This window comes from Paraflavitalea soli (assembly GCF_003555545.1).
Classification (GTDB): Bacteria; Bacteroidota; Bacteroidia; order Chitinophagales; family Chitinophagaceae; genus Paraflavitalea; species Paraflavitalea soli.
Genome location: NZ_CP032157.1, coordinates 1,263,187 through 1,277,517, shown reverse-complemented (window position 1 = coordinate 1,277,517; position 14,331 = coordinate 1,263,187). Strand labels below are relative to the sequence as shown.

Sequence of the window (14,331 nt, the reverse complement as noted above, 5' to 3'; positions counted from 1 at the left end):
CACGCAGGAATTCCTTTATCGCTGGATCATCTTAGCCAGGTTACCCACCTTTTTTAGTTTCAGCTGCAGGTCATCAGACCAGGGTAATCCAAAGCATAAACGCATAGAGTTTTGAAACTGGTTTTGAAGCGTGAACATCCTGCCCGGGGCAATACTGATATGTTGCTTTAAGGCCAACTCGTACAATTCCAACGTATCGATGCCCTTGGGAAATTCTACCCAAAGGGCCAGCCCGCCCTGTGGCCTGCTTGTTTTAGTTCCTTCCGGAAAGAATTGAGCAATGGCATGCAGGTAATGTTGATAATTGCCCTGTACAGTACGCCGGAGCTGTCGCAGGTGATGATCGTAGCGGGCGCTTTTCAGGAAACTGGCTACCACCTCCTGAGTAATGGCAGTGGACGATATAGCATGAACCAGTTTTAATTTCAACACCTTTTCCTTGTATTTACCCGGCGCTATCCAACCCACGCGATAGCCGGGAGCCAGGGTTTTGGATATGGAGCTGCACCATAAAATATTTCCTTCAGTATCATATGTCTTACAACACTTAGGACGCTTCTCTCCGAAATAAAGATCGCCATACACATCATCCTCGATCAATGGAATACCATGCCTGGCCAACAGCGCCGCCACTTCTCTTTTGTGTTCATCGGGCATACAACTGCCCAACGGGGTATTGAAATTGGGAACCAGCAGGCACAGATCGATCTTCGGGATCGCTTTCTTCAGCGCCTCGATCTGTATGCCCGTTATAGGATGTGTAGGCAATTCAAGTACTTTCAACCCGAGACTTACCGCCAATTGCAATATGCCAGGATAGCAAGGGCTTTCAATGGCAATGGTATCGCCAGGCTTTCCTACGGCCATCAGGCATAATGATAAGGCATCCATGCCACCGCTGGTGGTAATGAGGTCATCTTCCTGCATGTTTGCTCCCCAGGTGAGCGCCCGTGAAGCCACCATCCTACGTAATTTTTCATTGCCCTGCAACATTTCATAGGCAGCCCCTCCCCCCCGAAGTTCACGGGTAGCATGCACCATCTCCTTGTTCAATTTTGCCAGTGGCAACAAATCCCCGGAAGGAACGGCAATGGAAAATTGGGTGAGCTTATTGCTGCCCATATGGGAATATACTTTTCGGATCAGGTCTTCCGGTTCATTATAACGGGCTACGGCAGCCGGTTTACTGACGGCGGGCAGCGCAAGCCGTTGATAAGGTAGCTGGCTTACAAAATAACCCGACTGTGGTTTTGATTCAATGAGCGACTGGGCTTCCAACTCTAAAAATATCCGCTTAGCCGTATTCATGCTGATGTTGTGCTCCTCACACAACATTCTTACAGAGGGCAGCCGGTCCCCCGGCTTTAATACCTCATTCCTGATCAGCCGGGCGATATTGCCTGATATCTCGGAGTAAAGGAAATTGTCTTTCATATAGGCAAAAGTAACTGTGTCCATCGAAAATAACAAAACTGGGACTGTATCCACCGCTTCCCTGTGACTAATTTTACACCATCACAATATAAAGCAATCACCATAGTATGAATAGGGAATTATCACTTACAAAACCGATAGCAGGGAATGCCGGGGGGTGGATCAACGGCTTCGTAGGGGTATTGATCTTCAGCGGTTCACTACCTGCCACCAGGGTGGCCATCATCGATTTTTCACCGGTCTTTTTAACGGTAGCACGTGCATCTATCGCCGGGCTGCTGGCGCTTTGCCTTTTATTGATCTATAAAGAAAAGCGCCCCAACCGGCAACAGGTTTTTCAATTGGCAATAGTGGCCATGGGTGTGGTAGTGGGCTATCCACTGCTAAGCGCTCTGGCCTTACAATATGTCACATCAGCCCATTCCATCATTTTCGTGGGTATGCTGCCATTGACAACGGCGCTATTCGCTGTGCTGCGTGGAGGAGAACGCCCGCACCCTGCATTCTGGGTATTCGCGATCCTGGGAAGTTCCTTTGTAATAGGATATGCCGTGGTACAAGGTTTGTCAGTATCACCCATAGGCGATATCCTTATGTTGCTGGCCGTTATTGTATGCGGGCTCGGTTATGCCGAAGGGGCTAAGTTGTCTAAAACATTGGGTGGCTGGCAGGTGATCTCCTGGGCACTGGTCATTGCGTTGCCTTTTATGGTGCCACTGGGATTCATGGTGCGCCCATCGTCCTTTACGGGAATAAGCACAGCAGCCTGGGTAGGCCTGGGTTATGTTTCCCTGTTTAGTATGCTGATCGGGTTTGTGTTCTGGTACCGGGGATTGGCCCAGGGCGGCATTGCAGCCGTAGGGCAGTTGCAATTGCTGCAACCATTTTTGGGATTGGCGCTCGCTGCCACCTTATTGCACGAAACCGTAAGCCTGGGCATGCTGAGTGTCACCATCGGCGTTATCCTTTGCGTGGCAGGATCAAAGAAATTTGGGAAGTAACAAACGCAATGATCCTGCTTATAAGAAAGCAGGATCATTGCGCTCCTATCCGGATATTAATCTTCGTCGGAATCTTCGTCTTCTTCGAGCCAGTCGAGGTAGTCGCTATACCATTCGCTCAGTTCATCCAGCAAGCCCTGCAATTGTGCCGGATCATTGTTATAGAAGCCAGCCACATCATCTATCTCTTCCACAATATCAATGTGTGCATTGTCATCATCATCCTCTACCCTTTTGGCAATAAAACGGGGTTCCTGGGTATGAAAGATGTATTCATTGTCCGGATCAGTAACCGGATCATCAGCTATCATGAACTTAGGTAAAGCCATAAATAATATTATTAAATGATTGAAACCAAAGGTACTATGTAAAACGATCAGCCCTCACATAAACAGCAGGGTTTATTTTAGCCCCGGAAACTCTTTACCAGCGCAGACTGTGCAATGATCCTAGGTTGTTTTGAGCGATACTTTCAACGAGAGGAATCCCAGCAATCCAGCTAATACCGACCCCATTATAATGGCTATTTTGGAACTGATCACCAGCATTTCATCTACAAAGGCAAGATGGGTAATAAAAATAGACATCGTAAAACCTATGCCGCCCAATAGACCGATCCACAACAAGTGCACCTTACGTACACCTAAGGGCAATTTCGACAACCCTATCCATACGCTGAGCATGGCAAACAGGAAAATACCGGCAGGTTTTCCTGCCAGCAGTCCGAGCATAATACCAAGGCTATTAGAAGAGCCCAGGTCTTCCATCCAGGAAGCAGGGATCGCAATAGCCGTATTGGCCAGGGCAAACAGCGGCAGAATAAGGAATGCAACAGGTTTGTGCAACACATGCTGCAGGTGATAGGAAGGAGACTGTTCATCACCATTGCCAAATGGAATGGCAAAGGCCACCAATACCCCTGTAATGGTGGCGTGCACACCTGAACGGTACATACAGAACCACATCACTACCCCCAAACCAAGATATAACCATATTTGGTGTATCCGCAGCCTGTTGAGCACGATCATGATGGCAAAAATGCCCAAAGCCAGCCCCAGGTACAAAGGAGAGATCCCTTTGGAATAAAAGAAAGCAATGACAAGAATGGAGCCCAGGTCATCTATGATGGCCAATGCCGTAAGAAATACTTTTAGCGAAGCAGGTACACGATTACCCAACAGGGAAAGAATACCCAGTGAGAAGGCAATATCAGTAGCCATGGGAATGGCTACCCCATCCTGTGCAGGAGTGCCCCTGTTGAAAAGAAAATGTATCAATGCCGGAACAGCCATACCTCCTATGGCTGCAAATACGGGCAACATGGACCTTTTGATATCGGCCAGTTCTCCGATATACAACTCCCGCTCCAACTCCAACCCTACGAGCAGGAAAAACACCGTCATGAGTGCATCATTGATCCAGAACTCTACCGGTTTGCCGCCCACCGATTCATGCCAAAGGTGGATATAGCTACCTCCCATCGATATATTGGCCACCAGCAGGGATACCACCGTACAGGCAACCAGGATGAGGCCGCCGGCTTTTTCGCTGTGGAAGAATTCATTAAATAGCCTGGTCAATCTCATGGGGATAAAGATACAGATATAATTATCTTTAACCCTTTATATACAATCAATTAATATCTCGCCATAAACCTGTTCTGAAAATCATTAATAAGTGCATGCATGGATTTGAAACGTTCCTGTCCGTCATTGCAATCCGCGCCATTGATCTCCCTGCATTTTTCATTCAACTCATCGATGTAAGCAATAAGGCGTTCATTGAAGACCTTTCTGCGTTGCATTGTGTCGGCAGCATTTACTTCAAGCAGGTGTACTTCCATGCGGTCTTCCGCAAAGCGGCGTAATTCAAGAACTTCAGTTAGCGTCTGATTCATACTGTGGATTTTATTTGTCAGGAATTCATGTTTGCGTTTTTATCGACCTGGGCCTCCCGGGTGCCCCATTCACCGGCAGTTGCTTTTGGGCCGCCATTACCAATGATCAGGTTTTGTGTGGGGTAAGCAAAGCGTATAGCTTCCTGTTCAAAAGCTTTCATCATGGCAAAATTGATGGCCTGCTGCCTGTCCATATACAGGTTATAGTCCGGGCTCAATACATTGTACACGACTTCAAAATTGAAACTGAAATCACCAAAGGAAAGCAGGTGCGCCCGGTCGAACTGGGTATCGGGCTGCGCTTCAATGATCTTCTTAATGATGGTTGGAATACGCGTCACTTTTTCCATAGGGGTACCATAACTGATACGAAAGGCAAATACGATACGCCGCTTTTCCATGCGTTTGTAATTGTGCACCCGCGAGTTGGTAAGGTCTGTATTGGAGAAAATGAGTTGCTCACCGCTCAGCGACCGGATACGCGTGGTTTTGATACCTACATACTCCACAGCGCCCATTTTATCGCCGATGATAATGAAGTCCCCGATCTCAAATGGCTTATCAAAAAAGATCACGAAATAACTAAACAGATCGCCCAGGATGGCTTGTGTAGCCAGGGCAATGGCAATACCACCAATACCCAGGCCGGTAATGATGGTGGTAATATTGTACCCCAGGTTGTCGACCAGGAATAGAATACCTATTACCCAAACAAGAATATTGACCAGCACAATAATACCGCGCGCTTGTTTGCGCCTGCCTGCCTGGTCACTTTGGGCACCTACATAGGCATTAATAAAATAAGAGATACTGGAAGCAATCAGTCTGACAATGAAATAAGTACCGGTAAACAGGATCACCACATCAGCTACCTTGCTCACTTTATCAGACAACGTAAGGGTGTGAAGGCCCCAATACAATCCCAGGATATAAAGGAAGGGAACGACAAAACGATCGATGAGGCAAATGAGAAAATCGTCAAATTGGGTATTGGTGCGTTGTGACCACAGCTTCAACCTGCTGAGTGCTATATGGCGGACAATGCGCAGCACTACTAAGGTAACGACAATAATACTTATAGCGACCGCCCAGTCTTTCAGGGTATTACCCCAAAAGACCTGGCTCCAGAATTGATTCATATACCAAAAATTATGTGTGTATTACTACCAGTGGCAAGCATTATCATCCATGTGCTCATGCTATACTGGTAAAAACTGTGCCATCACCGCACATAGAGTACAGGCATTTTGGCATGATGCATGATCCGCTGGCAAAAAGGGCCGATAAAGAATTGTTTATTAATCACATCCACGGCGGGAGAAAGCACCAGCAGATCGGCCTGCATACGATCGGCCCTATCGAGCACTTCCCGGGGAATATTTTTGTGTTCACGGAATTGAACGGACAAGGTAATAGCAGGCAGTTTACCGCCTTCGTTCAACCGGTGGGTCATCAACTCCAGTGCATGACCTTCTACCGTGTCACTGTCTACCGATAAAGCGAATATCTCGATACTGGCCCGTTGATCACTGCTCATGGCTTTGATGAACTCATATCGTTTGAACGAACCAAAACTGGTACGATGTGGGAAGAGTATATTTTTAAAATCAAGCCATTTGCTGCCCTCGGGTATGATAAGCACCGGGCAATGGGCATATTTCACAACATAATAAGCGGTAGTGCCGATAAACTGTTCACGCATCCCGGAAGCACCATGGGCGCCCAGAATGATGAGGTCGGATTTCTTTTCGAAGGCAGTTTGCACAATAGCCGGCCCTGCAAACCCTTTTTGAAAGATAGCCCCGGCGCCAATGCCGTGCTTTTGCAGGATACCCACTGCCATGGCCTCCGCAACCTCCCGGGCATGATCCGATAGCGGTAATTTGACCGGCCCAAGGTGCTCACCATCCGTTTCTTCCACATGCAATATCTGCAGGAGGCTTTGATTGCGCCGGGCAATATCTATAGCGCTTTCCAATGCATTGAGTGAAGCATCACTATAATCAGTAGGCACCAGGATATTCCTGATCATTTGCTCAAGAGCCATACACCTCCTCTTTAAAAAATAAGTAAATACGACGCATTCACTGTTATTTAGATAAGGCAGTAGATTTTTTTCGTTTCAACATGGCATCTCCCTGTACCTGCTGCAATTCCCGTTTGAGCTCTATATTCACAGAAATAAGGGAATCATTTTGCAATATCAATGCCCTGTTCTTCAACCTGTAGGTAATGCCCTGCTTAAAAAGACATCCACTCAGGGCCAGTAAAGCCGTGACAAAGCATACCAGGAAAAAGGAATAATTGAATTTCATACTGCGCTCTTTCCATGGCAAAATGGCGCCCCTTGATTAGGCAGTGCTTAATTTGATATTAGAATGTGATTAGAATTTGGCCGAAGGCAGCTGGATGCAGAATAAAGTGCCTTCGCCCGGGCTGGATTGAACAGTAATGTTCCCTTTGTGTAGTTTAATAATGCGGTGCGCAAGCGACAGTCCCAGCCCAAAACCACCGGTACTCCCGGCGTGGTCAACGCGGTAAAAGGGCTGAAAAATATATTTTAACTCATGCTCAGGTATACCGATCCCTCTATCTTCCACGGAGATGACCATTTCATGATCGGCGGTATCCAGCCTTACCATGGCCTTATGATCGCTGGAATATTTGCAGGCATTCACAACAATATTCCTGACCGCCAGGAACAACAGCGCTGCATTGCCATAAACAATGAGCGCCTCTTCCTCGGGCGGCATATCGCCAAAACCCAAGGAAACAGTATAGTCGGGATTGAGTTTATTGACATCAGCCGGTAACGCCAGTATGATCTCATCGATCCGTACCGGCTCAATGGCCAGTCCCCCGGCGTTACCCGAAGCCTGGGCAAATTCCAACAAGGTTTGCGTAAGTTTACCCAGGTGTCGCACGTCCTGGTATACGCTCTTCATCACTTCCCGGTAACTACCGGCCTCCCTTTCTTTTTGCAGGGCTACTTCCAATTGACTGGAAATAGAAGTAAGCGGAGTAGACAGTTCATGCGAAGCATTGGCAATAAAACGCCGCTGCATATCAAAGCTTTCCTGCAGCCGGTTGAGCAGCTGATTGAGGGTTTCCGAGAGATATTGCCATTCATCGTTTACTTTGCCGGCCTGGATACGCCGGTTAAGCTCCTGGGCCGATATTTCATTGATATCGTCTGCAATCTTTTTAATGGGCTGCAGCAAGCGGCCTGAAAAGAAATACCCCCCTGCAAAAGCAATGATGGTGCCGGTCAGGAAGCTCAACAACAGGATATTACGGAGCTGCTGCAGCTTATTCAATCCCATTTCATCATAGGCCGCAGCCACTACCACCACGCGCATATTCTCATCTACATAATGATAAGCCACCGCCTCCTTCTTACCGATCCTGAAATACACCGTGCCTTTCACCCGTGCATCGTCCAGGATACTATTGTCTACCGTGAGGGTATCTTCCAGCTCTTCACTGTAACTGTATACTTTTTCACCCAGGTAATTATAGGCCTGCAGGGTTTTGTCCTTCAGGCTCATCATAGTGGAAGAATCGATAATGCGCAGCTGGTTCTGGTCAAACAGGTTGGGGTGTCTCAGCAGCCGGGCGCGCGTAATGGCCCGGTTCTCAAGCCGGAGCCTGATGTCTTTCGTACGTTCTGTTTTGGAGAAATAATAGACAGACCCGCAAACAAACAGCAGGATCAGCAAAACAATGCTGCCGAATAGCAGGGTGATTCGTAGTCTTACAGGCATCAGCGATCACTTTCCTTTAAAATATATCCCATACCTACCTGTGTTTGTATGAGCTTTTGCGGATAACCACGGTCGATCTTATTACGCAGGTAATTGATGTATACATCAATTACATTGGTGTTGGTATCAAAATCTATTTCCCATACGTTCACCGCAATATCTGCGCGCGACACTACCCTGTTCTTATTGCGCAGCAGGTATTCCAGCAATTGAAACTCTTTCATGGTGAGCGTGATCTTATTGCCGGCGCGTACCACTTCTTTTTTATCGAGGTCCATACTAAGATCGGCAGCACTCAACAGATGACCTACCGGCATTTGCTGGTTCATGGTACGCTTGAGCAATACCCTGATCTTCACCATCAACTCCTTAAACTCAAAAGGCTTTACCAGGTAATCATCGGCGCCGGCATCATAACCTTCCATTTTATCATTCAACCTGCCCAGGGAAGTAAGCATGATGATGGGCACATGCGCATTGCGGCTGCGGATCACCTTGCACAGCTCATATCCATTCATACCCGGCAGGTTAATATCCAATATCACCAGATTGAAATCATGCGCCATGAATAACCTTTCGCCGATCTTCCCATCATAAGCTACTTCTACATGGTAACCATTCTCTCCAAGGCCTGCCTTCAGCGTATCGGCAATCTTATGTTCGTCTTCAACGATCAGTATCTTTCTTTCTTCCATAGGCTTTTGCTGATAGATTGAGAAAGCGCAAAGGTACGGCGGAAATGCCAGCTGCGAGCTTTGAGCTACGAGCTGCGGGCCATGAAAGGCATGGTATAAGTATTGGCCGTTACCCACAATTCTAATCTCATTCTAATCTGATCTTAATTAATAGCTAATTGCTCTAAATTAGGTTTGTTGGCATAGGTTTTCATTCAAACACACTGACGATGAAAAAGACAGTCCTGCTATTCGGTGGCCTATGCACCGCTACCATCCTGGTAGCGCAAAACGTATCCGATGCCACACAGCTCATTTACCATGAGCGTTATGAAAGTGCTAAGACAGCCTTGCACAAAACTTTGCAAGCCGATCCTGCCAATGCAACGGCCTGGTACCAGTTATCTCAGGCTTACCTGCCCCTGAAAGAAGTACAGTCCCTGGCCGACACCTTGCAGCTGGCCACGCCCGAAGTGCGGCAAAGCCCCTGGTATAAAGTGGCTTATGGCCAGCTTTTACTGGCAAAAGATAAGGCAGACAGCGCCCGTTGGTATTTTGACCAGGCCATTGGTGATGGCCGTAAAAAAGATCCGGCCATTCTACTCGCTGTAGCCAATGCATGGATCAGTGAGAAACACGGCGATCCCAATGCAGGCCTGCTGGTACTGAGCCAGGCCGGCAAAAAAGACATCGACAATCCCGCCTTCCAGGTATTACGTGGCAATGCTTATCGTAAACTCACCAATGGCACAGAAGCCTACCGCTCCTACCAGGCGGCCCTGAACCAGGATGGCAAAAATGCAGAAGCCTTGTTCCAGATGGGTAAAATATTCATAGCCCAGAAGAATGCGGACAGCTACCTGGACTATTTCAACAAGACCATTGCTGCCGACCCGCTGTATGCACCGGCCTGGTATGAGCTATATTATGATGCCTATTATAAAGATGCAGCCAAAGCCCTTAGCTACTTTCGCCAATACCTGGCTGTAAGTGACTACAACCCGGATAATGAATACCAGCACATCGACCTGGTATACCTGAATAAAAAGTACGACTCGGCCATTATCATGGCGCAACAAGCCATGACCAACCTGCCCGCAGGCAGCAAACCCCGGCTCTATAAACTGCTGGCGTATAGTCACCTTGGATTGCAGGATACAGCAAAGGCCTTACAGGCTATGACCACTTATTTTGACAAGGCCCCCGACAGCAATTTTGTGGTAAAGGATTATGAAGTGATGGCCGACCTTTACAATGCCACACCCGGCAAAGAAGATTCAGCCTTACTCTTTTACCAGGCTGCTGTTACCAAAATAACCGATTCTGCCGCCTTGTTTACTTACTATAAGAAACTGAGCGACCTGTACAAGACCAAAAAAGACAATGCCAACCAGGCTATCTGGCTGGGTAAATATTATACCAATAACAGCAAGGCTACCAATATCGACCTGTTCAACTGGGGCATTGCCCATTTCAAGGCCGAACAATACGCACAGGCCGATACGGTATTTGGCAAATACATTGAGAAATACCCCGAGCAGAGTTTTGGTTATTACTGGCGTGCAAGGGCCAACTCCCTGAAAGACTCAGCCATGGAGAAAGGACTGGCCATCCCCCATTATGATGCGCTGGTAGCTGTATTGCAAAAAGACAGCGCCAATGCTACCGCCACTACGAAAAAATGGCTGGTGGAAGCCTATGGGTATATAGCGGCCTATGAGACCAACCAGGAGAAAGACTATGATGATGCCATCGAGCACCTGCAAAAGATACTGGAGATAGATCCGGCCAATAAGGATGCACAGCAATACATCGCTATCCTGGAAAAGAAGGTAAATGCCGACAATAACAACAATAAGCAATGATCTTTAAATAACTGGTTTTACGATCAGCTTTCTTGACTGTTGATTTCTTGCAGAAGCCGGGAGATTTCTTTCTCCTGGCTTTTTTGTTTTTGACACCTCCCTGGAGGCGGCTGTAGAATAATGCTTACCTTCGCCCCTTCAATTTTACAAACAAACTATGGCTGGTGACCCGGAAAGCGTATCCCCTAAAAAAGCCCGAATCGCTATCGCTGTCTTCTTTTTTGTTTCAGGCTTTGGTTTTGCCAGCTGGGCTTCACGCATTCTGACTATACAACAGCATTTGCACCTGGATGACGCACAACTGGGTGCTGCATTATTTGCAATGCCCGCAGGACTGATGCTCACCCTGCCCCTTACCGGCTTTCTGTTGCGTCGCTTCAGCAGTCGCTATGTGATGCTGGGAGGCGCCCTGCTTTTCAATATGATGCTGTGCCTGGTGGGTTTTGTGGACCAAACCTGGCAGTTTGTAGCCGTCTTATTCTTTTTCGGTTCGGCCCGCAACCTGTTCAATATATCCGCCAACGCCCAATCCATCGGTGTGCAGGCCATGTACAGCAAGTCCATCATCGCCAACCTCCATGGTATCTGGAGTACGGCTGGCTTTGCGGCAGCGGCCATCGGCACGTTGATGGTTTCGGCCAAAATAGCCACTTCCTGGCATTTCCTGGGGGCAAGCATCCTGCTGACCAGCCTTTGCTGTTACTTTTTTAAAGACAGTATACACCAGCTTCCATCGCCCCATGAGCGCAAGGGCAGTTTTGTATGGCCCGACAGAACGATGCTGAAATTTGGCCTGATCGCTTTTGCCTCCATGGCCTGTGAAGGCACTATGTACGACTGGGCCGCCATTTACCTGCGCAAGGCCACAGGCGCTCATGATGGAATAGCCACCGCGGGTTATGCCATTTACATGGTGTCGATGACGCTTGGCCGTTTTACCGGTGACAGGATGGCCAACAAGATCGGCATCAAAAATATGCTACGGTACAGCGGCACGCTCATGTTTAGCGGGCTGTTGCTGGCCACGCTGGTGCCTAATACCTATGTTGCCGCGGTTGGCTTTATCATGGTAGGCTTTGGCGTATCCTGTGTAGTGCCTATGACGTTCAGCATGGCGGGTAAGGTAAAGAATATGAGTGGCGGACCAGCCATTGCAGCGGTCTCTACAGTAGGGTACCTGGGCTTCCTCATTGTGCCACCCGTAGTTGGTTTCATTGCAAAAGCAATTAATATACGCTTGTCATTCGCCATCATGTCCCTGCTGGGATTGCTGATCCTTTGGATGGTGGGTAAATTCTCTGAAAAACATCAAGCATGAGCCAGGCATTAAGACAACATTTGGAAAAAATAACAACCTTTACGGATAGTGAGTTTGACTATATATTATCGCATTTCACCACTAAGAAACTAAAGAAACACCAGTTCTTAATACAGGAAGGGGACCTGGTACCCAATGATCACTTTGTATTGAAAGGGTTATTGAAATCTACTCATACCGACAACAATGGCAAACAGCATATACTGGGTTTTGCTATGGAAGACTGGTGGATATCCGATTACCAGGCCCATTTTAATCAAACCAATGCCACCTTGTATGTAGACTGCCTGGAAGATACCGAGTTCCTTTGCCTGTCGCTGTACAACCGCGAAAAGCTCTGCGCCGAACTGCATAAGATGGAACATTGCTTCCGGGTAAAAACCAGTGCCGGGTTTGTGGCCCTGCAGCGCCGTATCCTTACCCTGCTCAACAGTACTGCCAAAGAACGGTACGAACAATTCCTGCAGCAGTACCCTACCCTCACCCAACGTCTTCCTAAAACCCTGATCGCAGCCTACCTGGGCGTATCGAGAGAAACCTTGAGCCGCCTGTATACCGCCTAGTGTGATCTACCTCACACCAAATTCGTGACCTGCCTCCTGTGTTGCCTCCCCGCAAGGACAGACCTTTGTGCTGTCAACAAACTACATAGCATGACATCATTCACTCAACGTATTCTTACAGGAGCAAAGGTCCTTGCCTGTTGCGCACTTGCTCTTGTGTATCATCCGGCAACAGCACAAACAAATCAAACCAAAAAAATGAAACAGAAGATCCTCTTTGTGGTAACCAGCCACGATAAAAAAGGCAATACAGGAGAACCTACCGGCTATTATCTTGGAGAAGTATCCCACCCCTGGGAAGTGCTCCATGAAGCAGGTTATGAAATTGACTTTGTAAGTCCGCAGGGAGGTAAAGCCCCGGTAGATGGCTTTAACCTTGATGATGCGACCAATAAAAAGTTTTGGGACGATAAAAAATACAGGAATAAAATAGAACATACCTTAAAACCTTCTGAGGTGGATCCCACAGCATATGTGGCTATTTTTTATGCCGGCGGACATGGCGCTATGTGGGACCTGGCAGACAATGGTACCCTGGCCAATATTGCAGCTATGATCTATGAAAAGGGAGGTATTGTGAGCGGTGTGTGTCACGGTCCGGCAGGATTGGTCAATATACGGTTGAGCAATGGACAATACCTGGTGAAGGGTAAAAAGATCAATGCTTTTACCAATGAAGAAGAAAAGGCCGTTAAGCTGGACAACGTGGTACCCTTCCTCCTGGAGGACAAATTGATTGAGCGGGGTGGTAGCTTTGAGAAGTCGGGCCTGTGGCAGCCGCATGTAACCGTTGATCAGCGTTTGATTACCGGTCAAAATCCCCAATCCGCCAAAGGTGTTGGAGAAGCCATCCTGGCTGCATTAAAGCAACTGGCAGTACCTGCCTAGTGTCTTTCGAATCTCCCTTTTTTGTCATCGAATCCCCCTTCTTTGTCATTTCGAACGCAGCGCCCTCACCATCTTGTCATTTCGAACGCAGCGAAGCGGAGTGAGAAATCTATTGCGTCGACAACGGGTTTCTCACTCCGATCGAAATGACACCAAAGTCATTAAAGTGTTATTTTTGCAGGGATGAGCTACCAGGAATACAAGCCACACGAAGCATTGCGGTTGTATATCGACGCTTACTGGCGCGTACAAACCACCCTGCTGAGCAAGCCGTCCGTGAGCAGGATACTGCCCGATGGCTGTGTAGATATCATCATCAATACAGGATCAACAGTAGTCGCATCTGATGAAGATACTTTATTAGTACCCGAACAAGCTTACCTGATCGGAACCATGACCAGCTTTTCCGACACTACACAACAACCAGGAGCTATGCTGACGGGCATCCGTTTTAAACCAGCAGCTTTTACCCTCTTCTACCACACCTCATTGGCTGAAACAGCGGATACCTGTACTTCATTTGAGCTACCCTTGCCTGTGGAACAGCTGCGGCAAGCTGATTTTGTTACCCGGCTGGACCAATATTTCCTGCGCCGTAAGCAAACTGCCCGTCACCGCTTGTTTCCTGTTATTGACAATGTGCTGCAATGTGCCGGCAATGTACGGATCAGCCAGCTGGCCAGGGAACATTTTACTACCAAAAGACAACTGGAAAGATCATTCAAAGAACAGCTCGGCATCAGCCCCAAGGAGTTTGCCAATATAGTGCGCTACCGGTCTGTGTTGAAAACCATCCGGCACAATGCCGGCAAAAGATCACTGGAAGAAATAGCCTTTCTCAATGGCTACTATGATCATGCTCATTTGACCAATGAGATAAAACGGTATACAGGCAACACACCAGGCGCCTTCTGATTTTGTCGCTTT

General features: G+C 47.8%; 15 protein-coding genes. 6 read left to right on the top strand and 9 right to left on the bottom strand.

Annotated features, from left to right (window positions below; all coding sequences use genetic code 11):
• Nucleotides 1-15 precede the first annotated feature (15 nt).
• Complete coding sequence (locus D3H65_RS04855; protein ID WP_119054388.1) at nucleotides 16-1,434, bottom strand: aminotransferase-like domain-containing protein; 1,419 nt, start codon at nucleotides 1,432-1,434, stop codon at nucleotides 16-18.
• A 107-nt stretch (nucleotides 1,435-1,541) separates the two neighbouring features.
• Between D3H65_RS04855 and D3H65_RS04850 the strand changes: the two genes are divergently transcribed.
• The gene (locus D3H65_RS04850) at nucleotides 1,542-2,435 is read left to right on the top strand and encodes a DMT family transporter (RefSeq protein ID WP_119049187.1); all 894 of its coding nucleotides are present in this window, start codon (nucleotides 1,542-1,544) and stop codon (nucleotides 2,433-2,435) included.
• A 56-nt stretch (nucleotides 2,436-2,491) separates the two neighbouring features.
• On the opposite strand, the gene D3H65_RS04845 is transcribed toward D3H65_RS04850, so the two are convergent.
• From D3H65_RS04845 to D3H65_RS04810, 8 genes are all read right to left on the bottom strand, one after another.
• Nucleotides 2,492-2,764 (bottom strand): hypothetical protein, encoded by a 273-nt coding sequence (locus D3H65_RS04845; RefSeq protein WP_162915411.1) that lies wholly within the window; start codon nucleotides 2,762-2,764, stop codon nucleotides 2,492-2,494.
• Nucleotides 2,765-2,884: 120 nt separating this feature from the next.
• Nucleotides 2,885-4,021: a Na+/H+ antiporter NhaA gene (gene nhaA, locus D3H65_RS04840; protein WP_119049185.1), complete on the bottom strand. Its 1,137-nt coding sequence runs from the start codon at nucleotides 4,019-4,021 to the stop codon at nucleotides 2,885-2,887.
• Nucleotides 4,022-4,071: 50 nt separating this feature from the next.
• Nucleotides 4,072-4,332 carry a hypothetical protein gene (locus tag D3H65_RS04835; RefSeq protein ID WP_119049184.1) on the bottom strand — a complete coding sequence of 87 codons (261 nt, stop codon included), beginning with the start codon at nucleotides 4,330-4,332 and terminating at the stop codon, nucleotides 4,072-4,074.
• 17 nt (nucleotides 4,333-4,349) lie between these two features.
• Nucleotides 4,350-5,471: a mechanosensitive ion channel family protein gene (locus D3H65_RS04830; protein WP_119049183.1), complete on the bottom strand. Its 1,122-nt coding sequence runs from the start codon at nucleotides 5,469-5,471 to the stop codon at nucleotides 4,350-4,352.
• 83 nt (nucleotides 5,472-5,554) lie between these two features.
• Complete coding sequence (locus tag D3H65_RS04825) at nucleotides 5,555-6,379, bottom strand: universal stress protein (RefSeq protein WP_119049182.1); 825 nt, start codon at nucleotides 6,377-6,379, stop codon at nucleotides 5,555-5,557.
• A gap of 43 nt (nucleotides 6,380-6,422) precedes the next feature.
• Complete coding sequence (locus D3H65_RS04820; protein WP_119049181.1) at nucleotides 6,423-6,647, bottom strand: hypothetical protein; 225 nt, start codon at nucleotides 6,645-6,647, stop codon at nucleotides 6,423-6,425.
• Between the two features lie 69 nt (nucleotides 6,648-6,716).
• Nucleotides 6,717-8,096, bottom strand: coding sequence for a HAMP domain-containing sensor histidine kinase (locus tag D3H65_RS04815; protein ID WP_119049180.1), 1,380 nt, complete (start codon nucleotides 8,094-8,096; stop codon nucleotides 6,717-6,719).
• The gene (locus D3H65_RS04810) at nucleotides 8,096-8,791 is read right to left on the bottom strand and encodes a response regulator transcription factor (RefSeq protein ID WP_119049179.1); all 696 of its coding nucleotides are present in this window, start codon (nucleotides 8,789-8,791) and stop codon (nucleotides 8,096-8,098) included. Before D3H65_RS04810 ends, D3H65_RS04815 begins: the two co-directional genes overlap by 1 nt.
• Before the next feature lie 209 nt (nucleotides 8,792-9,000).
• On the opposite strand from D3H65_RS04810, the gene D3H65_RS04805 reads away from it, so the two are divergent.
• From D3H65_RS04805 to D3H65_RS04785, 5 genes are all read left to right on the top strand, one after another.
• The gene (locus D3H65_RS04805; RefSeq protein ID WP_119049178.1) at nucleotides 9,001-10,635 is read left to right on the top strand and encodes a tetratricopeptide repeat protein; all 1,635 of its coding nucleotides are present in this window, start codon (nucleotides 9,001-9,003) and stop codon (nucleotides 10,633-10,635) included.
• A gap of 157 nt (nucleotides 10,636-10,792) precedes the next feature.
• The gene (locus tag D3H65_RS04800) at nucleotides 10,793-11,953 is read left to right on the top strand and encodes an MFS transporter (protein ID WP_119049177.1); all 1,161 of its coding nucleotides are present in this window, start codon (nucleotides 10,793-10,795) and stop codon (nucleotides 11,951-11,953) included.
• Entirely contained in the window at nucleotides 11,950-12,516 is a 567-nt protein-coding gene (locus tag D3H65_RS04795; protein WP_119049176.1) for a Crp/Fnr family transcriptional regulator, read from the top strand. Before D3H65_RS04800 ends, D3H65_RS04795 begins: the two co-directional genes overlap by 4 nt.
• Before the next feature lie 198 nt (nucleotides 12,517-12,714).
• Nucleotides 12,715-13,404 (top strand): type 1 glutamine amidotransferase domain-containing protein, encoded by a 690-nt coding sequence (locus tag D3H65_RS04790; RefSeq protein ID WP_119049175.1) that lies wholly within the window; start codon nucleotides 12,715-12,717, stop codon nucleotides 13,402-13,404.
• 183 nt (nucleotides 13,405-13,587) lie between these two features.
• Nucleotides 13,588-14,319: a helix-turn-helix transcriptional regulator gene (locus D3H65_RS04785; protein WP_119049174.1), complete on the top strand. Its 732-nt coding sequence runs from the start codon at nucleotides 13,588-13,590 to the stop codon at nucleotides 14,317-14,319.
• The last annotated feature ends 12 nt before the right edge of the window (nucleotides 14,320-14,331 follow it).